At 34.8% G+C, this 25,343-nt stretch carries 23 protein-coding genes and 1 pseudogene; all 24 read left to right on the forward strand.

Annotated elements, in window-relative coordinates:
* The first annotated feature begins 11 nt into the window (after window positions 1–11).
* The 24 genes and pseudogenes from ACJ2A9_RS16730 to ACJ2A9_RS16845 all read left to right on the forward strand — a co-directional run bounded on the left by ACJ2A9_RS16730 (window position 12) and on the right by ACJ2A9_RS16845 (window position 25,340).
* Window positions 12–896 carry a CheR family methyltransferase gene (locus tag ACJ2A9_RS16730; RefSeq protein WP_441422824.1) on the forward strand — a complete coding sequence of 295 codons (885 nt, stop codon included), beginning with the start codon at window positions 12–14 and terminating at the stop codon, window positions 894–896.
* Window positions 889–2,859: a PAS domain S-box protein gene (locus tag ACJ2A9_RS16735; RefSeq protein ID WP_441422825.1), complete on the forward strand. Its 1,971-nt coding sequence runs from the start codon at window positions 889–891 to the stop codon at window positions 2,857–2,859. The genes ACJ2A9_RS16730 and ACJ2A9_RS16735 overlap by 8 nt, the downstream gene beginning before the upstream one ends.
* A 282-nt stretch (window positions 2,860–3,141) precedes the next feature.
* On the forward strand, window positions 3,142–4,437 hold the full coding sequence (locus ACJ2A9_RS16740; RefSeq protein ID WP_441422826.1) for an ATP-binding protein: 1,296 nt from the start codon (window positions 3,142–3,144) through the stop codon (window positions 4,435–4,437).
* Between the two features lie 264 nt (window positions 4,438–4,701).
* A complete protein-coding gene (locus ACJ2A9_RS16745) occupies window positions 4,702–4,881 on the forward strand; it encodes an aspartyl-phosphate phosphatase Spo0E family protein (protein ID WP_441422827.1) in 180 nt (59 codons plus the stop codon).
* 103 nt (window positions 4,882–4,984) lie between these two features.
* Entirely contained in the window at window positions 4,985–5,992 is a 1,008-nt protein-coding gene (locus ACJ2A9_RS16750; RefSeq protein WP_441422828.1) for a DUF3231 family protein, read from the forward strand.
* A 126-nt stretch (window positions 5,993–6,118) separates the two neighbouring features.
* Window positions 6,119–6,187: pseudogene (locus ACJ2A9_RS16755) on the forward strand (YjcZ family sporulation protein); the annotation flags it as partial.
* Window positions 6,188–6,391: 204 nt separating this feature from the next.
* Window positions 6,392–7,498 carry an S-layer homology domain-containing protein gene (locus ACJ2A9_RS16760; RefSeq protein ID WP_441422829.1) on the forward strand — a complete coding sequence of 369 codons (1,107 nt, stop codon included), beginning with the start codon at window positions 6,392–6,394 and terminating at the stop codon, window positions 7,496–7,498.
* Between the two features lie 394 nt (window positions 7,499–7,892).
* Window positions 7,893–9,176 (forward strand): MFS transporter, encoded by a 1,284-nt coding sequence (locus tag ACJ2A9_RS16765; protein WP_441422830.1) that lies wholly within the window; start codon window positions 7,893–7,895, stop codon window positions 9,174–9,176.
* Window positions 9,177–9,385: 209 nt separating this feature from the next.
* On the forward strand, window positions 9,386–9,922 hold the full coding sequence (locus tag ACJ2A9_RS16770) for a cupin domain-containing protein (protein ID WP_441422831.1): 537 nt from the start codon (window positions 9,386–9,388) through the stop codon (window positions 9,920–9,922).
* Window positions 9,923–10,099: 177 nt separating this feature from the next.
* Entirely contained in the window at window positions 10,100–11,014 is a 915-nt protein-coding gene (locus tag ACJ2A9_RS16775; protein WP_441422832.1) for a VOC family protein, read from the forward strand.
* Window positions 11,015–11,033: 19 nt separating this feature from the next.
* On the forward strand, window positions 11,034–11,825 hold the full coding sequence (locus tag ACJ2A9_RS16780; protein WP_441422833.1) for an SDR family oxidoreductase: 792 nt from the start codon (window positions 11,034–11,036) through the stop codon (window positions 11,823–11,825).
* A 25-nt stretch (window positions 11,826–11,850) separates the two neighbouring features.
* Window positions 11,851–13,536: a thiamine pyrophosphate-binding protein gene (locus ACJ2A9_RS16785; RefSeq protein ID WP_441422834.1), complete on the forward strand. Its 1,686-nt coding sequence runs from the start codon at window positions 11,851–11,853 to the stop codon at window positions 13,534–13,536.
* Between the two features lie 12 nt (window positions 13,537–13,548).
* The gene (locus ACJ2A9_RS16790; RefSeq protein ID WP_441422835.1) at window positions 13,549–14,994 is read left to right on the forward strand and encodes an aldehyde dehydrogenase family protein; all 1,446 of its coding nucleotides are present in this window, start codon (window positions 13,549–13,551) and stop codon (window positions 14,992–14,994) included.
* A gap of 15 nt (window positions 14,995–15,009) precedes the next feature.
* Complete coding sequence (nadX, locus tag ACJ2A9_RS16795; protein ID WP_441422836.1) at window positions 15,010–15,792, forward strand: aspartate dehydrogenase; 783 nt, start codon at window positions 15,010–15,012, stop codon at window positions 15,790–15,792.
* 111 nt (window positions 15,793–15,903) lie between these two features.
* Entirely contained in the window at window positions 15,904–17,208 is a 1,305-nt protein-coding gene (locus ACJ2A9_RS16800) for an aromatic ring-hydroxylating dioxygenase subunit alpha (protein ID WP_441422837.1), read from the forward strand.
* Between the two features lie 81 nt (window positions 17,209–17,289).
* A complete protein-coding gene (locus ACJ2A9_RS16805) occupies window positions 17,290–17,799 on the forward strand; it encodes an aromatic-ring-hydroxylating dioxygenase subunit beta (RefSeq protein ID WP_441422838.1) in 510 nt (169 codons plus the stop codon).
* Between the two features lie 38 nt (window positions 17,800–17,837).
* Window positions 17,838–18,626, forward strand: coding sequence for an SDR family NAD(P)-dependent oxidoreductase (locus ACJ2A9_RS16810; RefSeq protein ID WP_441422839.1), 789 nt, complete (start codon window positions 17,838–17,840; stop codon window positions 18,624–18,626).
* Window positions 18,627–18,651: 25 nt separating this feature from the next.
* Window positions 18,652–19,611 (forward strand): VOC family protein, encoded by a 960-nt coding sequence (locus tag ACJ2A9_RS16815; RefSeq protein ID WP_441422840.1) that lies wholly within the window; start codon window positions 18,652–18,654, stop codon window positions 19,609–19,611.
* 208 nt (window positions 19,612–19,819) lie between these two features.
* Window positions 19,820–20,635, forward strand: coding sequence for an alpha/beta fold hydrolase (locus ACJ2A9_RS16820; RefSeq protein WP_441422841.1), 816 nt, complete (start codon window positions 19,820–19,822; stop codon window positions 20,633–20,635).
* A 128-nt stretch (window positions 20,636–20,763) separates the two neighbouring features.
* On the forward strand, window positions 20,764–21,552 hold the full coding sequence (locus tag ACJ2A9_RS16825) for an IclR family transcriptional regulator (RefSeq protein WP_441422842.1): 789 nt from the start codon (window positions 20,764–20,766) through the stop codon (window positions 21,550–21,552).
* A 127-nt stretch (window positions 21,553–21,679) separates the two neighbouring features.
* A complete protein-coding gene (locus ACJ2A9_RS16830) occupies window positions 21,680–22,105 on the forward strand; it encodes a GlcG/HbpS family heme-binding protein (RefSeq protein ID WP_441422843.1) in 426 nt (141 codons plus the stop codon).
* Between the two features lie 539 nt (window positions 22,106–22,644).
* On the forward strand, window positions 22,645–23,694 hold the full coding sequence (locus ACJ2A9_RS16835; RefSeq protein WP_441422844.1) for an ABC transporter substrate-binding protein: 1,050 nt from the start codon (window positions 22,645–22,647) through the stop codon (window positions 23,692–23,694).
* An 82-nt stretch (window positions 23,695–23,776) separates the two neighbouring features.
* A complete protein-coding gene (locus ACJ2A9_RS16840; protein ID WP_441422845.1) occupies window positions 23,777–24,586 on the forward strand; it encodes an ABC transporter ATP-binding protein in 810 nt (269 codons plus the stop codon).
* Window positions 24,579–25,340, forward strand: coding sequence for an ABC transporter permease (locus ACJ2A9_RS16845; protein WP_441422846.1), 762 nt, complete (start codon window positions 24,579–24,581; stop codon window positions 25,338–25,340). The genes ACJ2A9_RS16840 and ACJ2A9_RS16845 overlap by 8 nt, the downstream gene beginning before the upstream one ends.
* Window positions 25,341–25,343: the final 3 nt, after the last annotated feature.

Genomic DNA, 25,343 nt, shown 5'->3' on the forward strand with positions numbered 1-25,343 from the left:
TGGTGCGTAGGATGGACATACTTGATTTTGCTGAAGAAGAGTACGATGAGCTCGAGAATATCGAGCTCGACCTATTGTTACAAGGGATTTTTCTCAAGTATGGCTTTGATTTTAGAAATTATGCAAGGTCTTCTGTTAAACGTCGAATTTGGCAGCGTATTCATACGGAAAGGTTAAAAACAATCTCAGGATTGCAAGAGAAGGTTCTTCATAATCCAAAAATGATGGACAAGCTGTTCCATGATTTTTCCATTAATGTAACTGAGATGTTCCGAGATCCATCTTTTTTTAAAGCTTTTCGGACGAAGATCATACCTGTTCTTAGAGAATATCCTTATATACGAATTTGGCATGCCGGATGTTCCTCAGGAGAGGAAGTATACTCCATGGCAATTTTACTGCACGAAGAAGGTTTATATAAAAAAGCAAGAATTTATGCTACGGATATGAATGAAAGTTTACTGGAAAAGGCAAAGAAAGGTTGCTTTCCATTAACGAAAATGAAGGATTATACGAAAAATTACCACCAAGCAGGCGGTAAAAAAGCATTTTCTGAATACTACACAGCCCAACATGACTCGGTTGAATTTCATCCGTTTCTAAAAGAAAATATAATTTTTGCCCATCATAACCTGGCAACCGATCATTCTTTCAATGAATTTCATGTTATTTTATGCAGAAATGTAATGATCTACTTTGATGAAACATTACAACATAGAGTACATCAATTGTTTTTTGATAGTTTAAGTTTACACGGATTTCTTGGCTTGGGAAGTAAAGAATCAATCACATATACAAAATTTGCCGATCTTTATGAGGAGGTTGATTCAGTGGAGAGAATATATAGAAAAGTAACTAAAGGGAACAAGGATAAGAAGGGGATTCCTTATGAATAAAATAGAGAAAGTAAATATTCTAATCGTCGATGACCGTCAAGAAAATTTGTTAGCGTTAGAAGCGGTACTGGATTCCTCAAATTATAATTTAATTTTTGCTACATCAGGTGAAGAAGCATTAAAATATGTGTTAATGTACAACTTTGCCGTAATCTTGTTAGATGTACAAATGCCTGGTTTAAATGGATTTGATACAGCTAGATTAATTAAGAACCGTAAAAATTCCAAGCATATTCCGATTATCTTTATTACGGCTATAAGTCAAGCATCTGAGCATGTTCATAAAGGTTACTCAGTTGGCGCCGTAGATTATATATTTAAACCATTCGATCCACAAGCTTTGAAATCTAAAGTTGAAGCTTTTGTTAAGATGTATCTTTATCATGAACAGATTAAGGTGCAGAGTGAAATGTTAAAACAACATGCGATCGAACTTGAACATACAAATGAAAAGTTAAAGCGGACGACATCAATGTTACGGAAAAGCGAGAGCTTGGCACGAGTCGTTGGAAAAACGTCTATTGATACGATTTTAACTATTAATGAAACTGGACATATTCTTTCTGTTAACGAAGCAATTGAGCATATGTTCGGCTACGATAAGGCCGATGTAGTTGGCCTCCATATTGACGAAGTCATTTTAAGGACGGCAGATAATAAGCAAATAGGGGAAGCTATCCTTTCCAATATGAAAGGGAAAATAATTGAAGTTCTTGCAATTCGTAAGGATAAGAGTACATTTCCGGCTGATATACAGATCGGTGAAGATTCTGTAGAAGATCAACAAATTTTTGTTTGTTTTATTCGTGATATTACTGAGCGCAAGATTATGGAGAACCAGCTTAAGCAGCATAATATTACTCTGGAAAAACGTATCAAAGAACAAACAAAAGAACTTGTATTAACAAATAAAGATCTGCAACTATCAGAGGAGCGCTTTCGTAAAATATTTGAATGCAGTCCAAATCTTATTGCTATTCGTTCCCTCAAAGATGATCGATATATTGATGTGAATGAGAGCTGGTTAGATTATACCGGTTATCAATCTGATGAAGTGATTAATTGTACTAAGAATCTTTTACAATTTGAATCCAGTCATAATGGTATCGGAAACTCAGATCTTCAAGAGTCGGTTAGAAATAAGCGAATTAGCTATTTAAACAAAGCTGGTGAATATAGAGAAGGATTGTTATCAACGGAAGCCGTTAACATTCACGGTGAAGCTTGTATAATCAGTGTGATAACTGATATTACAGAACGAGTGCAATGGGAAAAGGAAATGGGAAGGCTTGATCGCTTAAATCTAATTGGTGAAATGGCGGCAGGAATTGCCCATGAGATTCGTAATCCAATGACAACGGTATTAGGATTTCTTCAAATATCAAAAAATCAGCAGCAACAATCTTTACCAGATGAATATATAAATTTAATGATCGATGAATTAAATCGGGCAAATTCAATAATTACTGAGTTTTTAACACTTGCAAAAAATAAAGTGGCGGATCGTCAGTTGCAGGATGTAAATAAAATTATTGAGGCAGTCTTTCCTCTTTTGCAAGCTGAGGCGTTACTTTTTGATAAATCGATTGAGTTAAAATTATCAAATTGTCCATTACTCTCTCTAGATGAAAAAGAAATCCGTCAGCTTATTTTAAATTTAGTACTTAATGGATTAGAAGCTATGGACTCGGAAGGCGTACTTACGATAAAGACATATACTGACAGTGAAAGTAGTGAAGTAGTCTTAGAGATTCAAGATCAGGGTAGCGGCATTGACAAACATATTCTAGATAAACTCGGTACACCTTTTTTTACTACGAAAGAAAAAGGGACAGGGTTAGGATTGGCAGTTTGCTATAGTGTTGCCTCCAGGCATAATGCTTCTATAGATATTGAAACTAGTGATAGAGGAACGATATTCTTTGTCCGATTTAAACAGAACTTAAAACAAGTAACAGTATAGAAATCATATGAGAGCATCTCTTTTTGTATAAAGGGATGCTTTTCTATTATTCTATAAATGATTTTAAGTTTTCGTTATTCTTATTTACTAGGAAATATTGACCGCGCGAAAGATTTTAAATTATCAAAAAATATATTTACATATTAGTAGATTTCCAATAAAATTTATATAATCAAACGTTGCCTTAAATTGATGCAATAAACATTTTAGACAGTTTCAATCTATTTTTGTATATAATTTGACATTTAATAGTGAAATATTCCTATTTTAAGGAGGGGTTTTATGTATGATCTTTCAATTCTTTTGATAAATTTACTCCTCATTTTAGTTTCTTTATTTTTTCTTCAACTTTGGTTTGAACGAAAAAACCGAAGTGAAAAAAAAATTAAATTAGTTTCGGTAATTGTTGCATCAATTCTCATTTTTCTGTGTATGACATTTACAGTAAATGTTAACGAGGATTTCAATTATGATTTACGTCAAGTATTGTTGTGGATTGCTGGATTATACGGGGGTCCTGTCGTTGCTATTGTCTTACTTTTGATAACCGTGGCATACCGGTCCATTATAGGCGGATTAGGAATTATTGTGGCAACGATTATAGCAACCACACAAACAACTATTTGTATAGCCCTTCATAAAAAATTTCTATCATTTTCTTCAAAACAGCGAGTTATTTGGACGGTTACTCTATCTACATTTTCAGGACTATTAACAGTGATCTTAATTGGTGTTGTTTTTAAAGCCCCTGTCGAGCTAATTGGCTTCATTGTTTTTCTTCCTCTCCAAATCATTGGAACATTAATTTGTTCATTAACTTTTGAATTATTAATTAGAAATAAACAACTTCAAAGAGAGTTTCAGAAGGCGAAAAAAATGGAAGTTGTCACTCATTTAGCAAGTAGCTTTGGCCATGAAATTCGTAATCCAATGACATCTGCCATTGGTTTTCTACAATTATTAAGACAAGAACCTAGCCTTAAATGTGAAAAACAAAAGTATTATATCGATATAGCAACGGAAGAATTAAAAAGTGCGGAAGCAATCATAAAAGACTATTTACTTTTTGCAAAGCCTTCAATCAATAAATTAGAAAAACTTGATTTAGAAAATGAAATAAGTCAATCATTAGATGTAATACGGCCTTTTGCAAATATGAATAGTGTCAATATTGTATCAAAAGTTGAGAAAGCATTCTTTTTAGGTGAACATGCCTCATTTCAACAATGTATTATTAATATCCTAAAAAACGCAATTGAATCTATGCCTAATGGAGGATTATTAAAAGTTCAAGGGTTGAAGAGAAAACAAGTGGTTATACGAATTGAAGACAAAGGTGTCGGAATGACAAAAGAACAAGTATCACGATTAGGTGAACCATACTTTAGTACAAAAAGTGTAAAAGGGACTGGGCTTGGGATGATGGTTTCCTATCGGGTGATCGAGACTTTAGGTGGAAATATTCAAGTAGAAAGTGAAGTAAATAAAGGCACTGCCGTCTCAATTAGTTTACCATTACTAACTGATGAAATAGAAAATAATGAATCAATCGTTTCAAAAATAAAAAAAATTATCTAAGAATATTAATATATAGTAGCTAAATAGAATCATGTTCATAGATAACCAATGCCCTTGCATCGCGCAAGGTTATTTTTATGAACGATATGTTAATGTATTCCTCGTTCGTGTCTAATATATTTAGATATCATTTATTATGTTAGGTAATAAGTATAGTAAAAATTTATTAAATATTAATATGAATGGATATTTGTGACAATAGTCATAATATTTTACAGAGAGTAATGCTATTATCAATAGTAATTATAACTTGGGAGGGCTTACATGGCTGCTGTAATTTCCTATATTGATGAGCTAAGACAATCAATTGAAATGAAACGAAAAGAAATGATAGTAATGGCAGAAAAAAAGGGATTTACACATAAAGAAACAGTAGTGGTTAGTCATGAACTGGATAAGCTCCTTAACCGATATCAAGAGATAATGATAAAAAGTAACAAATGACATATAACCTTACCATAATAAACTCTGAAAAATAATTTATTTGTATTTGCAAATACTAAAGTATCTGCACTTAAAATTATGAATATATTGGAGTGAAAAAATCGTGGAAAACAGTCAACAACATCAAAGCATGACTTCCGTTGAAATGGGTGCATTATGGAGTACATATTTTTCAGAAACTTTAACAAAATGTATGATAATTCACTTCTTAGACAACGTAGAGGATCCCGATATTGAGTCTTTGTTAATACATGCATTAAACATTTGTAACAAGCGTATCCCCAAAATTGAAGAACTTCTTTTAAAGGAAAATTTCCCTATTCCACAAGGGTTTAATGATGAGGATGTAGTTCCAAAAGCACCCCGTCTTTTCTCTGACCCATTCTATCTCTTTTACATTTGGTTTATGAGCAGTATGGAATTACAAGTTCATTCATTATCAATGGCTTTAAGTGCTAGATCAGATATAAACAGTTTTTATCGAGAAGTATTAAATGGTTCTGCAGAAACAGATACGAAAGCAAGGGAATTAATTTTAGAAAAAGGATATTTTATTCGTCCTCCTTTTATTCCGGTCCCTGAAAAAGTTGACTTTGTTAAAAAACAAGGGTTTTTGACTGGATGGTTTGGAGAGCGACGACCATTGAATGCAATGGAAATTACACATTTGTTCAAAAATACTATGACAAATACAATAGGATTAGCTTTAATAACAGGTTTCAGTCAAGCTGCTAACACGAAGGATATAAGCAATTTATTTGTTAGAGGTAAAGAAATAGCCGCTAAGCATATCAATGTATTTACTTCTGTTTTAAAGGAGGAAGACCTTTCTTCCTTTGATTCTTCAGCTACATATGTAACCAATTCAACAACATCGCCATTTTCTGAGAAATTAATGTTATTCCATGTAACTGCACTAAATTCTGCAGGTTTAGGGAACTATGGAATCTCTATGTCTGTCAGTTCAAGACGAGATCTTGCTACTCATTACACACGTTTGATGGGAGAAATAGCAATGTTTACTGAAGATGCTGCAAATCTAATGATCAAATATGGCTGGATGGAACAACCTCCGCAAGCTGCAGATAGAGATGAATTAACTAAATTGTAAAAAAATTATAGTTCAAAGCTATGGCACAATCAAAGTATATTCCTTCATCATAAATTATATTGATATTGAGAAATCAATCTCATAAATAATTTATAGGAGGGAATGTCAATGTCTTACGGTCACAAAAACGATTTTGTGTTAATCGTTGTGTTGTTTATCTTATTAATCATCGTTGGAGCTGCATTTGTTTGTTAGCACAGAGTAAGATAAAGAGCTAATTGATGTTAGCTATTCAGATTGTGGAGAAACCCCACTTTTTTTAAAAGTGGGGTTTCTTTTTTTATAAATGGTCTTATCTTTCGGGGAAAGTGTTTGATTAGAAATTATCCAATAATATACTAATGATTTTGATTGAGCATTGTGCTATTTTTATAAATATGAATTTAAGGAGGAAGATGAATGAAAACTATTAAACTTTTAGTCACGTTTATATTAGTAGCACTTTTCGTATTACCTGTTAACATCACTGCAACAACGAACAAAACGATCGATCATTATATTGCTATGGATATGGAGGAAGATTATTGGGCTTTTTATGAAATTGATGATTTTATAAATGCTGATATTATTGATGGATATATTGAAACTGTTGTAGATGATGAATTCGGGGAATATGTTGACATGACAGTAAGACCTGAAAATAACATTACACGAGCAGAATTCGTAAAAATCCTAGTAACTGCATTAAATTTAGAAAGCAATGGACAACCTAAATCTTTTTCTGATGTAAAAGAAAGTAATTGGTATTATAGTTATGTCAATATCGCTAGTAGTTTAGATATTATTAAAGGTTTTGAAGATGGTAGATTTGGTGCAAATGAACCTATCACTCGTGACCAAATTACTGCGATTATCGTTCGTGCTTTTAAAGAGACAATTGAATTCCCGGCAGTAACTGCCACACCTTTTACAGACGTGAAAGAATCACATTGGGCTTTTGAAGAGATTAATAAAGCAGCAGCAACTGAAATAGTTAAGGGGACTTCACCAACTACATTTAAGCCAAAAAATAATGCTACAAGAGCTCAAGCTATTGTTATGTTACATCGTGCAATGAATAAAGAAACAGCAGATCTGACAAACGAACAAGATTTAATTAACTTCGTAGAAAATCACATTAAACAAGAAAATACTTTCGTAGAAGTGAAGTCTTACGTTGAATTAGCAGCACTTTATGATGCAAATACTACTGGATTTTATCAATTAGTTGCAAACGACTCAATCGAAATGTACCAAATGATGGAGGAAGATGGCGTAGAATTAACAATTTCAGCTAATGACGAAAATATGGTTGTTACTGCGCTATCCGTAAATACACGTGTAGCTTCAATTGAAGTAACAGATCTTTCTTATACGATTTCTATGAAAGATAAAAACAGTTCTTTTGAATATACTGATACACTTGATGGTGTATACAATTTAAAGAAAGACAAATCTGGTAACTGGAAAATCTATAATTTTGTACCAACATTTGATGAGGAATTATATATTTCCAGCAAAAAATAAGAAGAATATATGCAATCACCCTGTTACAGAACAGGGTGATTTTTTATGTAACGGATAAATCTAATAACGACATTTTCATAATTGAGTTATATTGACTAGTTAAGATATGTCATTTAGTTCAGTTCATGGGAAATTTTTTTTGCATTTTATTCTTTATTAGTTACGCTAAAGTAATGATTTTTAACATTAATGACATTAAAATGTTTGTATTGAAGTTTTTTATTGACATAAAATTTCAAAAATTTTAAAATTAAGAAGAATAATAAACAATGTTTTATATATGTAACATGTAACCCTTATAACTAATTAAGAGAGGAGGACTAAACTCCATAATGGTGTTAAGTTCAAATATATACTAAACCTACATTTTCTAGTATTTGAAGGGGGAAATAAAATGTTTGACGGAAATAAAAGGTGGTTTCTAATTGGAATTCCAATCTTTTTCTTTTGGTTTTTTGGACAGATCGATAAATTGGGAATTTCTATTATTCAAACAGATCCTGAATTTTTAGAACACCTTGGCCTGGTAGGCCCTGACAAAAATGCAAAGATAGGGCTTATGACTTTTATCTTCACAGTTTCGTATGCGCTTTCAAATATTTTTTGGGGATTCGTTATTGATAAGTTTGGTGCAAGAAAAACCGCAATTATGGGTCTCTTTATTTGGACATGTACTATGATAGGTGGAGCTTTATCAACATCATATGAAATGTTCCTAGTCACCCGAATTATTCTCGGTTTTGGTGAAGGAATGATGATTCCTATTTGTGGAAAGCTTATAGCAAATTGGTTTAACTACCGTGAAACAGGTCGTGCACAGTCTACTTGGTTATCTGGAAACTACTTTGGTCCTGCAATTGGTGCACTGATGTTAACGGCAATCATTGCTACATTCCATTGGCAAGCTGCCTTTTATATATTAGCTGCTTTTAATCTTTTCCTTGTCATTCCAATGTTCTTGTTTTTAATTAGAGATACACCAGAAGAACACCCTAAAGTAAGTAATGAAGAGTTAGTATATATTCGCCAAGTTGATGAGAATAAGTCTAAAAGACCAAAGCAAAATTTCGCTCAAGACTATCGATATTGGATTGCTTGGTTCGGAATGTTAATGTCATCATTTTTGTTTTTTGGACTTAGTATTTGGCTTCCGACATATCTAGTTGAAGCGAAAGATTTTTCTAGGGAAGCAATGTCAGGTGTAACATCTTTATCCTGGCTCTTTGCATTAGGATTTGTGTTACTATGTGGATATTTGTCAGATAAGACAAAACGCCCTAGCTTGATTGCAACAATACTTTTCTGTATGACCGCTATATTTTTAACAACTGCAATATTTGCTCCGCATCCAGTTTTTGCAGGGATATGTATGGGATTAGCAATGGGGGCTCAAGGTGGAATTTTTCAATTAAGTAATTTATTTATCGTTAAGTTCTCTACACCAGAAACAGCTGGACGAGCTGCCGGACTTATGGGTTTTACGAATATCCTTGGCGGATTCTCAACCTATATTATGGGTTGGATGCGGGATCTCGCTAATGGTGATTTTGGACCGTCAATTGTCATGTTAATTATTTCTGCAGGACTTGGTTTTATTGCATATTTATTTGCGTTGAAAAAAGAAGCAGCAGAAGTCCGAGATGAAAGAGTCGCTAATGATAAAAAAGCTGCGGTTTAAGAAAGCTTGCTGCACAGCTAAAAAATGTGGATGGCCTATAAATTAGGCCATCCACATTTTTATTTGTTTATTTAATTATTTGATTTCATAGATTCTAAATTTTCATAATATTTGGTTGACAATTAAGTGAATTAAATTTATTATTAATTCAAGGGTAAAACATTGTTTACTATATAAAACATTATCAAAATTTTAAAGGAGTGTTTTAAATGACAGAAAAAAAATTAGACATTAAAGAATTTGAAAAGAAATATGTTGCTAGGCTGCAAAATCGGTCTTTAGACTGGAATGTTTTAAAATTTCAAGAAGATATTGATCCTAGATACAAACGAGCACAAATGAGATATATTGGCCGTGGTGCTACTGCGAATGCCGATGCAAATGTAATTACAGCGGAAAATTTTACACTAAGTACAATGGTGTTGCCTCCAGGATGTATTGGACCATTGCATTTACATGATGATGTAGAAGAAGTGTTCTTTATTTTAAAAGGTAACGTAACTGCACTTATCCAAGAGGATAGCGATAGTGAAGTACATGAAATTGCATTAAATGAAAGGGATTGTATCAGCAGCCCCCCTGGAGTATATCGTGGAATCCGAAATGATGGTGATGAAGAGGCATTAATGTTAGTAATGTTAGGCGCTAACAAACCTAATTTACCAACATATCCAGAAGGCAGTGAATTAGAGGAAGTTCGTATACAACGTGCAAAAGAGAGAGAAGCAATTATTAATCAAAAATAATAATTATAAATAGGGTTTTTGATTAATGTTTCGTAAGTTTTGATAAAAAAATATTAATTCGTTTAAAAAAATCTTGATGAGGACGATCCTCGTATTTATCTGTTGGATCGTCCCTACATGATTTTGTTATAGGCATCATTCAATATTGATACGAAAATTATAAGTGGAGGTGCTAATATGCTAGGGATAACGCATTTGCGTCATATTAGTTTAATTACCCCAAATATTTTGGAAACCGCGGATTTTTATGAGAATATATGGGGTTTAGACTTAGTCTCAAAGGATGAAAAAACGGCCTATTTTAGGGGGGCAGGTCCTGAACACCATATTATGAGTTTGCATAAAGGTGAACAAAGAGGTCTTCATCATATTGCTTTTGGAATGGTTGATAAAAATACCGTTGATCGTGCAGCTGAAATTTTAGCTTCAAAAAATGTACCAATTATTAGTGGACCTGGTTATTTGGATGAAGAAGGAAAGGGCTATGGGCTAAGATTTGTCGACCCAGAAAAACGTTGTATAGAATTGTCTGCTTGGGTAGAAGTTCATACATCAATTTGGAATAAGAAAAATGTTGATCCTGTAAGACTTAATCACGTTGTTATGAACACAACCGATCTTGATATGATTACTGAATTTTATACAGATGTTTTAGGATTTAAAGTTACAGACTGGAGCGAACATCAAATGGTTTTCTTAAGATGTAACCGAAAACATCACTCTATTGCCTTTAATCAAGACCAACATGCTTCAGTAAACCATATTGCTTATGAGTTGGATAGTGTTGATGAAGTGATGAGAGGAATTAGTAATGTAAGAAAAGCAGGATTTAAAGAGCTTTGGGGGCCAGGGCGCCATGGACCAGGAGACAACATCTTTTGTTATTTCCAAGATCCGGCAAATTTTGTCATGGAGTACACCTGTTATCTTGAAACAATTGAAGATGAAAATGAATGGATCGCACGTATTTGGAAACGTGTACCCCATTTAATGGATCAATGGGGAATTGCTGGACCGCCAAAACCTGAGGCTAGAGCAGCTATGTGCGGAAAAAAAGATCCAGGTTGGGTAGATATTAGGGCTTTGACCTAATTTTGAAAGGGGATGCATTATGGATTTGGGCTTAAATGGAAAAATTGCTGTAATAATGGGAGGAACATCGGGTGTTGGTCTTAAAACAGCTGAAATGTTCCTTCAAGAAGGAGCCAAAGTCGCTATCTGTGGAAGAAATGAAGAACGGAAAGATAAAGCTTACGACCATCTTATGAAATATGGAGAGGCTAGTTCTATTTATGCTGCTACTTGTGATGTAACAAATAAACTTGATGTAACATCGTTTATTGAGAATACAGCTTCAAGCTTTGGAGGCATTGATATTTTAGTTAACGCTGCGGGTCAAAGTGTAATGGGCTACTTCTTTGATGTTACAGATGAACAATGGGAACAGCAAATACAATTAAAATACTTTGCTATCATTTATGCTATACGGGCAGTTCATCCTTATCTTGTAAAGCAGGGCGGTGGCAGGATTATAAATATTAATGCAACGCTAGCAAAAGAACCTGAAAGACATATGGTCGCAACTGCGGCAACTAGAGCAGGTTTGTTAAATTTAAGTAAAACGTTATCACAAGAACTTGCACCAGATAATATTTTGGTGAATTCTGTTAGTTTAGGTCTAATTCGCACAGACCAGTGGGAACGTAGAAGGATGAAAAATGCCCCTGACATGAACCCAGAAGATTATTATGCTGATCTAGCAAAGAAAAGGAACATTCCAATTGGTCGTGTCGGGGAGGCAGAAGAAGTTGCGAGTGTTATTTTATTTCTAGCCTCTAAACAATCGAGTTATGTATCGGGTTCAACTATTGAAACTGCAGGGGCGCTCGGAAAAGCGCTTTAATCTATATAAAAGGTAGGAATTAGTGATGAATCAACTTGAACAAATTGAATTTACCACAGCAGATGCTATAGTACAAGAATTAGTTCGTGCAGGTGTAGAGGTCGCCTTTGGCATTGTTAGTATCCACAATATGCCGATTTATGATGCTATTCTTCGAGAAGGAAGTATTCACTTGGTTTGCTCCAGGGGTGAAAGTGGAGCGGTTAATATGGCCGATGGATATGCCCGTGCCACTGGTAAATTAGGAGTCGTAATTACAAGTACGGGTACAGGCGCTGGAAATGCTGCTGGCTCATTAGTTGAAGCTTGGGCTGCTGGGACTCCTATTCTACATCTTACAGGTGAAGTAGCTTCAAACTATTTAGGAACAGGAAGAGGATATATTCATGAAATGAAAGATCAATTGTCAATGATGGAGGGTTCCTCTAAAAAGGCAATTCGTTTAAGAAAACCAGAGCAAACATCTGCTGTTGTTAGAAATGCAATTCAAGATGCTTTTGCTGCTCCATCAGGACCAGTTACACTTGAAATTCCGATTGATTTTCAATCTGCAATTATACCTAATAATCCTATTCAAGAAGTTAGAAGTACGACAATAAATCATTCAATTCCATATCTACCAGAAGAAGCATTAATAAAAATAAGTAATTCCCGTCGTCCAGTGATTTGGGCTGGTGGTGGTGTGATTACCGCAGGTGCATCCAAAGAAGTACAGGAATTAGCGGAAATGATTGGGGCAGCTGTAATCACAAGTCAATCAGGTAAGGGGAGTATTCCTGAAGATCATCCGCAATGTATTGGTCATTTTGCTGCTTATGAATTAACAAAAGATTTATTAAAAAACTCCGACCTTCTAATAAGTATTGGCGTTAGATTTAGAGGAAATGAGACATCTAACTGGAAGGTATCAGTACCAAACGAACATATTTCTATTGATGCTGATTGGTTGGCTATGAATCGTAATTATGAATCTACTTATGGACTAGTAGGAGATGCAAAAGAGATTTTAACAAAGATAATACATGACATATCAGATATGTCAATTACACCTGACAAAGAGTATATAGAAGAGGTAAAAACGGTAAGAGAAAAACTACGAACACAGTTAAGGGAAACCCTTGGACCTTATGAACAAATATTGGATGGAATGCAAAAAGTGTTACCCCGAAATTCAATTTTAGTTCGTGATGTAACAGTACAGGCTAATGTGTGGGGAAGTCGATTATTTGAAATATACGAACCACGGACTTCAATCCATGCATCTGGCGGAGGGATTGGCCAAGGTTTACCGACTGCCATCGGTGCACAGATAGCCTGTAAAGATCAACAGGTTGTACTAATGGCAGGTGACGGTGGATTTATGGTTAATGTAGGAGAAATGGCTGTTGCCGCTCAGGAAAACTTACCACTCATTGTTGTTCTGTTTGATGATGCGGGATATGGTGTCTTACGAAATATTCAAGACGCGGCTTATGGACGGCAAGTAGCAGTAGATTTATTGAGTCCTGACTTTGTATTATTAGCAAAATCGATGGGTTTTGAGGCATCAAGAATCGGCTCACCTGACGAATTTACTGCTGAGCTTGAGAAAGCAATTGAAAACGAGAAGCCAACAATGATTGTTGTTGATATGGAATCAGTAGGACCAATGGCAAAACCATTTGGTGGACCTCCAGGTGCAGCAGATGCTTTCAAACCAAAGAAGTTGTAGAGGAGGAATAAAATGATAGTGACACAACCATTTGTTTCAGGTAAATATTTAATTGGCGGAAAATGGATTCAATCTAATAAAACAGCAAAAGTCATAAACCCTGCAGACATAAATGAAGTTGTAGGAGAAGTAGCTTTATGTACAAAAGAAGAAGTAAATAAAGCAATTGAAGTAGCTGCAACAGCTTATGAAAGCTGGTCAAGAAGTGAATTAAATGATCGTGTGGACCGAATGAAATCCGCAGCTAAAGAGATTAAATCACTTGTTGAAGAGAATGTAACATTATTAGTAAGAGAAAATGGGAAAGTATTAGTTGAAGCTAAAAAAGATTTACTTCGGTGTGTAGATGTGATGATCGAAACGGCCGATGAATTATTAGAATGGTGGAAGCCCGAACCATTACATGGTAACCAAAAAGTACAAATAAGAAAGCGTTCTCGAGGGGTAACAGCTGTAATTTCACCATGGAACTCTCCAATGATTTTAACATTTAAACGGGTTATACCGGCTATTTTGACAGGAAACACAGTTGTGGTAAAACCAGCGACAAACTGTCCATTAACGATTATGACTTTCTTAAAAGTTGTAGCTTCTTATTTTCCAGATGGAGTTATTAATATCGTAACAGGTTCAGGAAGTGTTGTTGGAGATGTTTTATGCTCAGATCCAAGAGTTCGTACTATTTCTTTTGTCGGTAGTACGGAAACTGGTAAGGATATTATGAGAGCTGCTTCTGGAACAGTTAAAAATTTATATATGGAACTTGGAGGAAATGATGCGGCAATTATTCTTCCAGGTGCAAATCTAGATACGGAAATGATTAAAAAGCTTCGTTTCGGTGTTCTGCGTGCTGCAGGCCAAGTATGTTCAGCAATCAAAAGAATCTATGTTCACGAGTCAAAATATGATGAGCTAGTTGAAAAATTAACAAAAGAATTTCAACGTGTGAAAGTAGGGAATGGTATTCAACCTGATGTTGAAATGGGACCATTAAATAATAAATCTCAGTTTGAGTATGTGAAAGGATTAATTGATCGTGCAGAAAAAGCAGGAGCTACTGTTATAACAGGTGGTATCCAATTAGATCCAGATTCTTGGGATGATGGCTATTATATATTGCCAACAATCGTTACTGGAGCTACTCAAGAAAGTGAGATTGTTCGGAGTGAACAATTTGGACCGGTAATTCCTATTTTAACTTTTGCGGATACTAAGGAAGCGATCAAACTAGCTAATGATAGTGAATTTGGACTTAGAGCATCCGTTTGGACTGAAGATGAATCAGTGGCGATTCAATTAGCAGATCTGTTAGAAGCAGGAGCGGTTTTTCATAATAACCATACAGTATTCCAAGATCTTCACCTTGATTTTCCTGGTCATAAAGAAAGTGGACTTTCGCGGGAAACAAGACATTGTGGTTTAGAATTATACGCAGATTCGTACGGTTTAGGAAACTAAGTAGGGGGAGTTTTAATGAAAATTGGATTGATCGGTGCCGGAAATATCGGAAAATTCCTTCTTCATAGTATTAATATTAGGGAGTTAATTCCAGATGCAAAAATAATTGGTGTATATACACCAAATGAAATAAAGGGCAAAAAGCTTGCAGAAGAATTTAATACAAAATATTACGTAAACCCCGAAACAATGTTTCAATCTGATGTGGATGTTATAGTGGAAGCAGCAACAGTTCAAGCTGTTAAAGACTATGCATCTACTATTTTAGAAAATGGAAAAGACTTAGTTCTAAGCAGTGTAGGAGCAATGTCAGATCACAATTTTTATAAAAAGTTAGAAGGAATTTGTCAATCAAACGGAACAAAAGTTCATTTGCCATCTGGAGCAATCGGGGGACTAGATGTTCTAAAAGCAGCACAGTCCATTGGTGAACTTACTTCTGTGACAATAATAACAAGGAAGCCGCCCAATGCATTACCTGGTGCTCCTCTCGATAAAGAACATATATTATATGAAGGTTCAGCGAGCAAAGCTATTGAGTTGTTTCCTAAAAATATTAATGTATCGATTATCTTATCATTAGCGGGCTTAGGAACAGAGAGAACAGGTGTAAAAATTATATCTGATCCAGCTGTGAAAAAAAATAGCCATATAATAGAAGCAACAGGTTCATTTGGAAAGCTTTCAGTTCAAGTAGAAAATGACCCGATGCCAAGTAACCCTAAAACTAGTTATTTGGCTGCACTTAGTGTATTAACCGCTTTGAAAAATAAAGATGCTATTATTAAAGTTGGATAGAGCTATAGGGAGCTCCATATAAAAGTAGTAGGGGATTTCAAAGATTTATTCTAGAGTATCCTCCTGCTCCTTTGTCAACTATTTCATTTATAGCTAAGGAGGAGTTTACGAATGATCAAAACGAAAAAGAATTTAGATAAAATGACTGACAATGAAAAGGTTGACTATTTAAATGAAACCGTTTTACCTGAAGAAGGCTCAATTCCTGCTTATATTTTGGCCGATCCATCAATATACGAATTAGAACATAAAAATGTCTTTATGAAAACATGGGTTTTTATCGGTCATGAGTCTGAAATTCCAAACAAAAATGATTATATGTTAAGAGATGTAGCTGGATATTCAGTAATTATTTCAAGGACCGCAGATAATGAAATTAAAGCTTTTTATAACATGTGTACACACCGTGGGATGAAATTATGTCGTGCAGATAAAGGAAACAATGCTTCATTCGTTTGTTCTTATCATGGTTTCAATTTCAAAAACAATGGTGACCTTATCGGTGTACCTTTACAAAAAGATATTTACGGTGACACGTTGGATAAATCTAAATTAGGATTGATCGAAGTTAGAATAGAGTCGTATAAGGGACTTTTATTTGGTACATGGAATGAAGAAGCTGAACCATTGACTTATTTCTTAGGTGATTTTAAATGGTATCTAGATATTTTAGTTGGTCGTGCAGATATGGAAGTTGTGGGACCGCCGCAAAGATTTATTCTCCATTCGAACTGGAAAATTGGTGCTGACAATTTTGTAGGTGATTCTTATCACACAATGGTTACACATGGATCTATTGCCAAGTTGGGAATGGTACCTAGTGCAACCTATTCAAAAATGGGGTATCAAATTCATACGAAGAATGGACATGGTTTAAATCTTGGTATGCCTAATCCTGATTTTGCCTTTCCTGAGGATTTAAAATCTGAATATAAATCTAATTTATCCAACGAGCAGTATGAGGTATTAGCAAATCTTAAAAATATGATTGGTAATATCTTCCCGAACTTATCATTCCTAATTTCACATACGAAAATTAAAGATCAGCTAATCTCTAATACATCGATACGTCTCTGGAAACCGATTGATAACGGTAAAATGGAAGTGATTGCATGGTTTTTAGTTGAAAAAAATGCACCTGAAGAATGGAAGAAGCGTTCGAGAGAATCATTTATTTTAACATTCAGTCCTTCTGGAATCTTTGAGCAAGATGATACAGAGGTTTTTACGGATATTACTCAGGCAGCGACCGGACACATGCCGGTGATGAAAGAACTTACTTATAATTATACAATGGGATTACATCGAAAACCTGTCACTGACTTTGCTGGTCCAGGTATTGTATACGATGATAAATTTACAGAAGCTAATCAAAGAAACTTTTATCGGTACTGGCTAGATTTAATGAAAGGTTAACAAGACTTATACAATAGTTTATCACCTGTTTTGAATATGGAATATTCGACAAAATTAATCTTTAGTATTGGGGGAGTTATGATGTCTTTAGAAAGGATGACTGCATCATATGAATTTGAACAATGGCTGTATCAAGAAGCGAAGCTGCTTGATGATATCGATTTTGACGCTTGGTTTAATCTGATGCATCCAAACCTAAAATATCAAATGCCTGTTCGTATTAATAAAGAAGGCATCGAACGGCCAGATTATTCAACTGATATGTTTGCTTTTGATGATGACATAGAGTTATTAAAGATACGTGTTGATCGGCTAAAAACAAACTATGCTTGGGCTGAACTTCCACCATCACGTACAAGGCGCTTTGTTAGTAATGTTTGTTTAGAGGAGTTTATTCCAAAAGAAAAAGCGGTTGTAAACAGTTATTTACTTATTTACCGTAGTCGAAGTACAGATATTCATCATGATTTAATCTCTGGTGAGCGTCGTGATGAGTTCATTTATGAAGATGGACAATGGAAGTTGGCAAAGCGAGTTTTCATAGTTGATCAAACGACAATTAATACACGAAATCTAGCCATTTTCGTATGAAAACAGTTCGTGATGTATAACAAGGGAGGTTGAGGATTATGGCAATGGTCTTAAAAGATAAAGTAGTATTGATTACAGGCGGTGCCTCCGGAATAGGAGAAGCAGTAACGCGCCGTTTTATACAAGAAGGAGCAAAAGTAAGTATTATTGGTCGTTCTCAAGAAACGTTAGCAAAAATGAAAAAAGAGTTTGGTGAATCTATTCTCACTTGTCAGGGAGATGTAAGCATTTATGAAGATAACGAACGAGCTGTACAAGCTACTGTGGAGCAGTTCGGCAAATTAGATGTTTTCATAGCGAATGCTGGCGTATTCGATGGATTTGCCAAATTTGCCGATGTGACTCCTGATGCGCTTTCAGAAGCTTATGATTTCCTTCTCAATATTAACGTGAAAGGATCTTTCTTTGGAGTAAAGGCAGCTCTTGAAGAACTGCAAAAAACAAATGGTAATATTATATTTTCAGTGTCAGGTGCAAGTTTCTATCCAGATGGAGGCGGTGTTTGGTATACAGCGAGCAAGCATGCCCAAATTGGATTAATGCGCCAGCTGGCGTTCGAGCTTGCGCCACATATCAGGGTAAATGCAGTAGCACCGGGGGGCACACTGACAGCGCTTTCTGTGATACCACCGCTGCGTCCATTTGTTAAAATCGTTGATAATGAGACGAAAGCAAGCAGCATTAAAAAACGTAATCCGCTTCAGATTGCACAATTGCCTGAAGATCACGTTGCTGCATATGTACTTTTGGCCTCTGATGAAGCACGTGCTATTACAGGTGAAGTCATTTCCAGCGATGGTGGTTTGTCGGTGCGCGGCCTTGGTTAAAAAATTAGAAGGAAGGTTGATAGATATGACTGAACCATTAGTAGGAAATAGAACTATTAACCAAATTGCAATTGTCGTAAACGATATTGAATGTGCCAATGAAGCCTTTACAAGTTTATTAGGCATTAAGAAAGTTGAACCTTTTCTGACTGGCGGTCATTCTGTTTCGAAGGTGTTTTTTAGAGGAGAACCAACCAATTCACAATCTAAACTTGCCTTTTTAAACACACCGACTGTCCAATTTGAACTCATAGAACCGGATCAAAATCCAGGAACAATGCGAGAATTTTTAGATACAGTAGGTGAAGGAATTCATCATATTGCTTTTGATGTGGATTCTATCCAAAAAAGGCTACCTTCTTTAGAAGAAAATGGATACCCAGTATTACAAACGGGTGAATTTACCTCTAGTGACGGCCGGTACGTATATGTAGATACACTTGATGATCATAAAATATTAATGGAACTGCTTGAAAGTGCAGAGCCAAGACAAACAGAGTGGGAAAAACCGGTGGATGACAGTATACTGCCGCTTTTAGGGACAAATAAAGTGGAGCAGCTTGCTATCGTTGTAAAGGACCTTGACGCTGCTGCAGAGGCCTACTGTAAATTACTTGGAATGGAAAAACCATCTGTGATCGAATCTGGGGCAAGTGAGGTTACAAAGGTTGTTTATAAAGGACATCCAACTGAAGGTAAGTCAAAATATATGTTTTTTAATACCCCTTTAATTCAACTAGAATTAATTGAACCAGGTGATTCTCCAAGTACTTGGAAAGAACATTTAGAGACATTGGGTGAAGGAATCCATCATATCTCATTTGTTGTAAAAGATATGGATAAAAAAGTCAAATTGTTAGAGGATATGGGATATCCAGTCATTCAAACAGGTAACTTTTACAATGGTAAAGGAAGATATGCTTATATGGATACAAGAGCTACGTTTAAAGTGATTATTGAATTACTTGAAAGATTTGAAGATTAATAGGAAAAAATCCTTCCTAACATAATTTTACAGGGGAAATTTTTGTATAATTGCAAAATTAAAATTTTCGAAAAAAGTCAAAATGATATATAATATTAAAATGACTGATATAAAGGGCAACGATTCTATAACCATACTTTTTTGAAAAACACCTTATTGTTGTAATCAATAAGCTTTTATTGATAAATAAGGGTGAGGAGGATAACATATGCCATTTATACAGGTTGAAGATCTCCAGATTCATTATGAAATTGAAGGCGAAGGTAAACCGTTAGTGATACTTCACGGTTTGGGAAATAACTCTCAGTCTTGGAGAAAGCAATTAGAAGGTTTAAAAGATAAATTTACGGTCATTGCTTGGGATGCTCCCGGGTATGGAAAAAGTTCTGACCCTAAAGAGGAATATAAAACTTTTAGTCAATTCACAGATGTTTTAAAAGGATTTATTGAGCGGTTAAATTACAACTCTGTGAATGTATTGGGGCACTCTATGGGTTCAGCGATTGCGATTGATTTTTGTCATCGTTATCCTGAGATGGTCGAATCTTTAATTATTGCAGATGCAACAAGAGGTTCTGCAGGTGTAACGAAGGAAGAGAATGAAAAAAAGTTACAAATGCGGCTACATAGTATAGATACATTAGAACCTGTTGATATAGCTAAACAAAGGGTAACAAATTTACTTGCCCCAAATCCAGATCCAAAAGTAAAAAAAGAAGCTGAAAGAATTATGTCGCAGGTAAGACCGATGGGGTATCGTTCTGTAGCTTTTTCGCTTTATAACTTAAATAATATGGATATTTTACCTATGATAAATGTTCCTACACTTATTATTTGTGGTGAATTCGATAAAGTAACTCCTATTAGCGAGTCTGAAATTTTTCATGAAAATATACGCGAATCCAATTTTGCCATCATTCCAAATACAGGACATTTGTGTTATCAGGAGGATCCAGAAAGCTTTAATAAAGCTATATTGGATTTTCTACTGGTTAACGGGGAAGTGTGTTCCAATGTACGGTAATATACTTGTATAATGTAAATCTATAGGATATAAAGAGTTCAGCCAATAACATTTTATTCATTGAGATGAGGTAATCATATTAATGGAGTTTCATTTAATAATATTGAAGAATGAGGAGGTGATGAAAATTGTCGAAAAACGAGAAAGAACAATATAGTGCTAATTCATTAGTAAGAGGATTACAAATTTTAAAATTATTTAATGATGATAAACCAACATTATCTTTAGCAGAAATTGCTAAGGAGCTTGGTGTAAACAGAACAGTTCCTTACAGACTATTGTATACCTTACAGTCACTTGGTTATCTTTATCAAGATGAAAGTACAAAAAGGTATAATTTAACGCCAAAAGTTTTAGAATTAGGTTTTGCATTTTTGAGTAGCCTGAAGCTTCCAGAAATTGCTCAGCATTATTTGGAATGTTTAAGAGATGAAACAGGAGCATCTTGTCATTTATCTATATTGGATGGTCATGAAGTTGTTTATATCGGTAGCGCACCAATTAGAGGGGTGTCAGCCGTTAATGTGAATATTGGGCTTAGGTTACCAGCGCATGCAACTGCAAACGGTAAACTATTACTAGCCTATCTTCCGAAAGAAAAATTAAATCAAATTGTATTCGGGTCTGAATTGAAGTCGTATACGGAAAGAACCCAAACTGATTTACTTGAATTACAGCAAGAATTAGAACAAATCCGTAAAAATGGCTATTCATATTCTAAAGGGGAATTTCATCATGGAATACAATCGGTAGCAGTGCCAATCTTTGACCGTAGCGGCAATGTTATGGCTGCAATCAATATAGTAGTACCAGAAATGAAATTTAATGAAGAATTCATAGAGAAAATTGCACTTCCTAAGCTATTGGACACTTCCGAAAAACTTTCAGGTTATATGAGTTCTACAGTTAAAAGCTAAATTAATAATTGAAATTGAATAGAACCCTCAGCCCTTGATTTGACCAATATAAGTCAACCAGGGCTTTTTGCAATAATAGCCATTTGATATACAATCTGGATAATTCTTTTTTTTAGGAGTGGTAATGATGGAAAAAAGCATGAAGTATATTCTTACTCATAATGTAATAAGGAAAATGCTTGATGCAGCTATAGAGAAAGCTGAAGAATTAGGAATAAAGGTAAGTGTAGCGATTGTTAACGATGGTGGGAATTTAAGTGGCTTTCTAAAAATGGACGGTGCTAATTTAATTCCTGTTCAAATTGCACAGGATAAAGCTTATACAGCAGCAGGATTTGGGATACCAACTTCAGAATGGTACTCGAAAATAAAAGACAAACCCCCTTTATTGCATGGGATTGTTCATACGGATCGAATGACTATTTTCGGTGGAGGTATACCAATTTATATAGAAAATGATTTAGTCGGTGGTATAGGTGTATCTGGCGGAACAGGTGAGCAAGATATATTATGTGCAGAAGCAGCATTAAATGTACTTGCAGCTGACTTATAGGTAATGTCTTTATCTACAAGATTAAATGGAAAATGCATGGTTTGAGAGACAAAAGAAGCGACGGATATGTCGCTTCTTTTTTGTGGTGAAATTTAATAATTTTAGAATCTACTTTATTAAACTTTATATTAAGTATTTACTACTATTTTAAATAATTAAAATTTTTAGAATATTTATTGACTTTTATTTTTGTATTATATACACTATGCATATAGTACAAAACATGGTTTTATATATAAAACATTAAGCATTGTGGAAATTTAAGGTTTTAAAAACAGTCTATGTAACTGTAAAAAAGAAAGTATTTTATTATTACGGAAGAATCTGAAGATAGAATTGAATTCAGAACGTTACTCATCATAATCATATTTGCTAGATGATTTTACAAATACGATTTATGTTTTATCTTTGAAACGATGTTAGAAAGGAGTGAGAGTATCTAATAATTGAAATAGTAAAAGAATGGTAAAGCAAATGGACTACTAGATTTAGCTAACAATGATTTTAATTTTAACTTGAAAATATGGGGGATGATGATGATGAAAAAAAAGTTACTATTTAGTTTAATTATTTCGTTTATAGTTACAATGTTAATTGCATGTAGTCAAACGAGTAACTCAACTGATACTTCTCAAAGTTCCGGGTCGGAAAGCGAAGGTGGAAGTACAGAAATCTCACAAAATACGGAGCCAGTAGAAATACGGTTTGGTGGAGGATATGCTACTGAAGAAACACTGTGGTTACTTGATATTGCAGGTGAAGATTTAGCTCCAAACAAAGGGAAAAGTTATACATTAAATATTTCTCAATTCAGAGCAAATGCAGACAGACTTAATGCTTATCAAGCAGGACAGCTTGATGCTGGTTCTCTTGGACAAGGAGCTTCAATGCTAGCACACGCACAAGGTATTGATTTGAAAGTTGTAACAGTTATGTCAAAAGATACACCAGATGTAGGCTTTAATACATCGTTTATGGCATTAGAAGAATCAGAAATTGAAAGTATTGAAGATCTTAAAGGTAAAACGATAGGAATCTCTGACTTTCGAGCACCAGCTGATCTTTGGACAAGAAGTGCACTAAGAAGTGCAGGTTTAGACCCTGATAAAGATGTGAAATTTGCGATTACACCAATTCCAGCAATGACGGAAGCTGTTAAATCGAAAAGAATTGATGTAGGAATGTTCCCGCAGCCATTCTTCGCGGAAGCAGAAGCTAGTGGTGAATTTAAAACAATATTCACTTCAAAAACTGGAATTCCTTTAGATGAGGACTTTTTAGTTATTTTCTTTGATCCAACATTTATCACAGAAAATGAAAATGCAGTTAGAGATTTTTTAGCCGACTATAAAGCTGTAGTAGATTATTATGTAGAAAACGGTGAAGAAGCTAGACAAATGATTATTGATGCAGGGAAAGTTCAAGCGGATCCTGCAATCTATCTAAGCATGGAGGATAATAATCGATCTGTTTATTTAGATATTGAAGGTTGGGAGGCAGTTCAAGAAATTATGGTGAATGATGGTTGGTTGGATGCTCCATTTGAATTAAACGAATTGCTTGATACTTCTTTATTACCAGCACAGTAATCGGTGATTGATGAGGGAGGATGTAATAACTCCCTCATAAAATAAATAAAAAATGGAAATTTTTTCAAGGAGGAATACTGCAATGATAAACAAAATTCCTGCAATGAGAATTGAAAGTCTAAGAAAAGTTTACACTTCTAGTAAAGAAGAAGTACTCGCTATTAAAGATATTAGTTTGGAAATACCAGAAGGAAAATTTGTCAGTATTGTAGGTCCTAGTGGCTGTGGGAAAAGTACATTTTTACACATTGTAGGTGGCTTTATTCAAAAAACGTCAGGAACCGTGAGAATAAGGGGAAATGAAGTAGAAAAGCCAGGTCCAGACCGCGGAATGATGTTTCAAGAGTCTGCACTTTTCCCTTGGAAAAATGTATTTGATAATGTGGCATGGGGATTAGATGTTCAAGGTATGGCAAAAAGTAAACGAAATGAAATTGTAGAGAAATACTTAAAGTTAGTACGTTTATGGGATTTTAGGGATCATCTACCTTCGCAATTATCGGGTGGAATGAGACAAAGGGTATCGTTAGCTAGAGTACTAGCGTTTAATCCAGATGTATTGTTAATGGATGAGCCATTTGGGGCATTAGATGCTCAAACTAGAGAGGAAATGCAAGTAGAACTACAGCGCATTTGGAGCGATTCGCAAAAAAGTGTACTATTTGTTACACATGATATTGAAGAAGCTGTCTTTTTAAGTGACCAAGTTGTTGTCTTCTCTGGTAGACCAGCTACGATTACAGAAATTATTGATATTAAGTTTGAAAGACCCCGTGAATTAAGCTTGTATAAATCGAGTGAATTTAGAGATTACCGCAATTACATTTGGGATCTTCTCCATGAAGAACATCATAAAACAGATGTTAGTTCTCCGGAGGTAGTCAATGGATAAGAATTTCAAAAAAATCGCTGCGATTGAAATTGTTGTGTTGATGCTGATTTGGGAAGGTTTGGCTTTTGTTCAGTGGATCCCATCATACCTTTCTAGTCCATCTATTATATTATCAGCGATGTGGGAATTAGTCAGTAGTGGTGAGATTTTTGCTCATATGGGAGCAAGTCTTTATCGTTCTTTACTCGGGTTTGTTGTCGTTGTAATTGTTGGTGTAGGATTTGGTATCTTAGCAGGTTATTTTAATAAACTTGGTGATTTTTTTGATCCAATCATCAATGCGTTAAATCCAATTCCTAAGGTTGCACTTTTGCCAATTTTAATGGTTTGGTTTGGTATGACAGATACTACTCGAATATTAATCATCTTTTTAACAGCATTTTTCCCTGCATTTGTAGCAACAAGAGACGGGGTTCGTTCGATTAAACAAGTTCATTTATGGGCAGCAGAAAATATGGGTGCAACGAAGCTGCAACTCCTATTTAAAGTAGTTTTCCCAGGTACATTGCCCAAAATATTCGATGGTTTGAGAGTTTCTTTAGGATTAACGTTTGTCATGATGTTTTCATCTGAAATTATTGGTGCGTCCAATGGATCTGGTCTAGGATTTTTAATATTAAATGCCGATTTAGTTGGGAGAACTGATATCATGTTTGCTGCCGTTGCATTTATCGGTATATTAGGTTTCATATTTGATCGGATTTTATTAAAAGTTCGTAGCAAAGTATTATGGTGGGATATAAAACGGGCATAGTTT

It is taken from the genome of Anaerobacillus sp. MEB173 (assembly GCF_052119505.1).
GTDB lineage: Bacteria > Bacillota > Bacilli > Bacillales > JBJMAU01 > JBJMAU01.

Coding starts and splice junctions, on each gene's coding strand:
- ACJ2A9_RS16730 (WP_441422824.1), top strand. CDS start 12: ATGGACATACTTGATTTTGCTGAAGAAGAGTACGATGAGCTCGAGAAT.
- ACJ2A9_RS16735 (WP_441422825.1), top strand. CDS start 889: ATGAATAAAATAGAGAAAGTAAATATTCTAATCGTCGATGACCGTCAA.
- ACJ2A9_RS16740 (WP_441422826.1), top strand. CDS start 3,142: ATGTATGATCTTTCAATTCTTTTGATAAATTTACTCCTCATTTTAGTT.
- ACJ2A9_RS16745 (WP_441422827.1), top strand. CDS start 4,702: ATGGCTGCTGTAATTTCCTATATTGATGAGCTAAGACAATCAATTGAA.
- ACJ2A9_RS16760 (WP_441422829.1), top strand. CDS start 6,392: ATGAAAACTATTAAACTTTTAGTCACGTTTATATTAGTAGCACTTTTC.
- ACJ2A9_RS16765 (WP_441422830.1), top strand. CDS start 7,893: ATGTTTGACGGAAATAAAAGGTGGTTTCTAATTGGAATTCCAATCTTT.
- ACJ2A9_RS16770 (WP_441422831.1), top strand. CDS start 9,386: ATGACAGAAAAAAAATTAGACATTAAAGAATTTGAAAAGAAATATGTT.
- ACJ2A9_RS16775 (WP_441422832.1), top strand. CDS start 10,100: ATGCTAGGGATAACGCATTTGCGTCATATTAGTTTAATTACCCCAAAT.
- ACJ2A9_RS16780 (WP_441422833.1), top strand. CDS start 11,034: ATGGATTTGGGCTTAAATGGAAAAATTGCTGTAATAATGGGAGGAACA.
- ACJ2A9_RS16785 (WP_441422834.1), top strand. CDS start 11,851: ATGAATCAACTTGAACAAATTGAATTTACCACAGCAGATGCTATAGTA.
- ACJ2A9_RS16790 (WP_441422835.1), top strand. CDS start 13,549: ATGATAGTGACACAACCATTTGTTTCAGGTAAATATTTAATTGGCGGA.
- nadX (WP_441422836.1), top strand. CDS start 15,010: ATGAAAATTGGATTGATCGGTGCCGGAAATATCGGAAAATTCCTTCTT.
- ACJ2A9_RS16800 (WP_441422837.1), top strand. CDS start 15,904: ATGATCAAAACGAAAAAGAATTTAGATAAAATGACTGACAATGAAAAG.
- ACJ2A9_RS16805 (WP_441422838.1), top strand. CDS start 17,290: ATGTCTTTAGAAAGGATGACTGCATCATATGAATTTGAACAATGGCTG.
- ACJ2A9_RS16810 (WP_441422839.1), top strand. CDS start 17,838: ATGGCAATGGTCTTAAAAGATAAAGTAGTATTGATTACAGGCGGTGCC.
- ACJ2A9_RS16815 (WP_441422840.1), top strand. CDS start 18,652: ATGACTGAACCATTAGTAGGAAATAGAACTATTAACCAAATTGCAATT.
- ACJ2A9_RS16820 (WP_441422841.1), top strand. CDS start 19,820: ATGCCATTTATACAGGTTGAAGATCTCCAGATTCATTATGAAATTGAA.
- ACJ2A9_RS16830 (WP_441422843.1), top strand. CDS start 21,680: ATGGAAAAAAGCATGAAGTATATTCTTACTCATAATGTAATAAGGAAA.
- ACJ2A9_RS16835 (WP_441422844.1), top strand. CDS start 22,645: ATGAAAAAAAAGTTACTATTTAGTTTAATTATTTCGTTTATAGTTACA.
- ACJ2A9_RS16840 (WP_441422845.1), top strand. CDS start 23,777: ATGATAAACAAAATTCCTGCAATGAGAATTGAAAGTCTAAGAAAAGTT.
- ACJ2A9_RS16845 (WP_441422846.1), top strand. CDS start 24,579: ATGGATAAGAATTTCAAAAAAATCGCTGCGATTGAAATTGTTGTGTTG.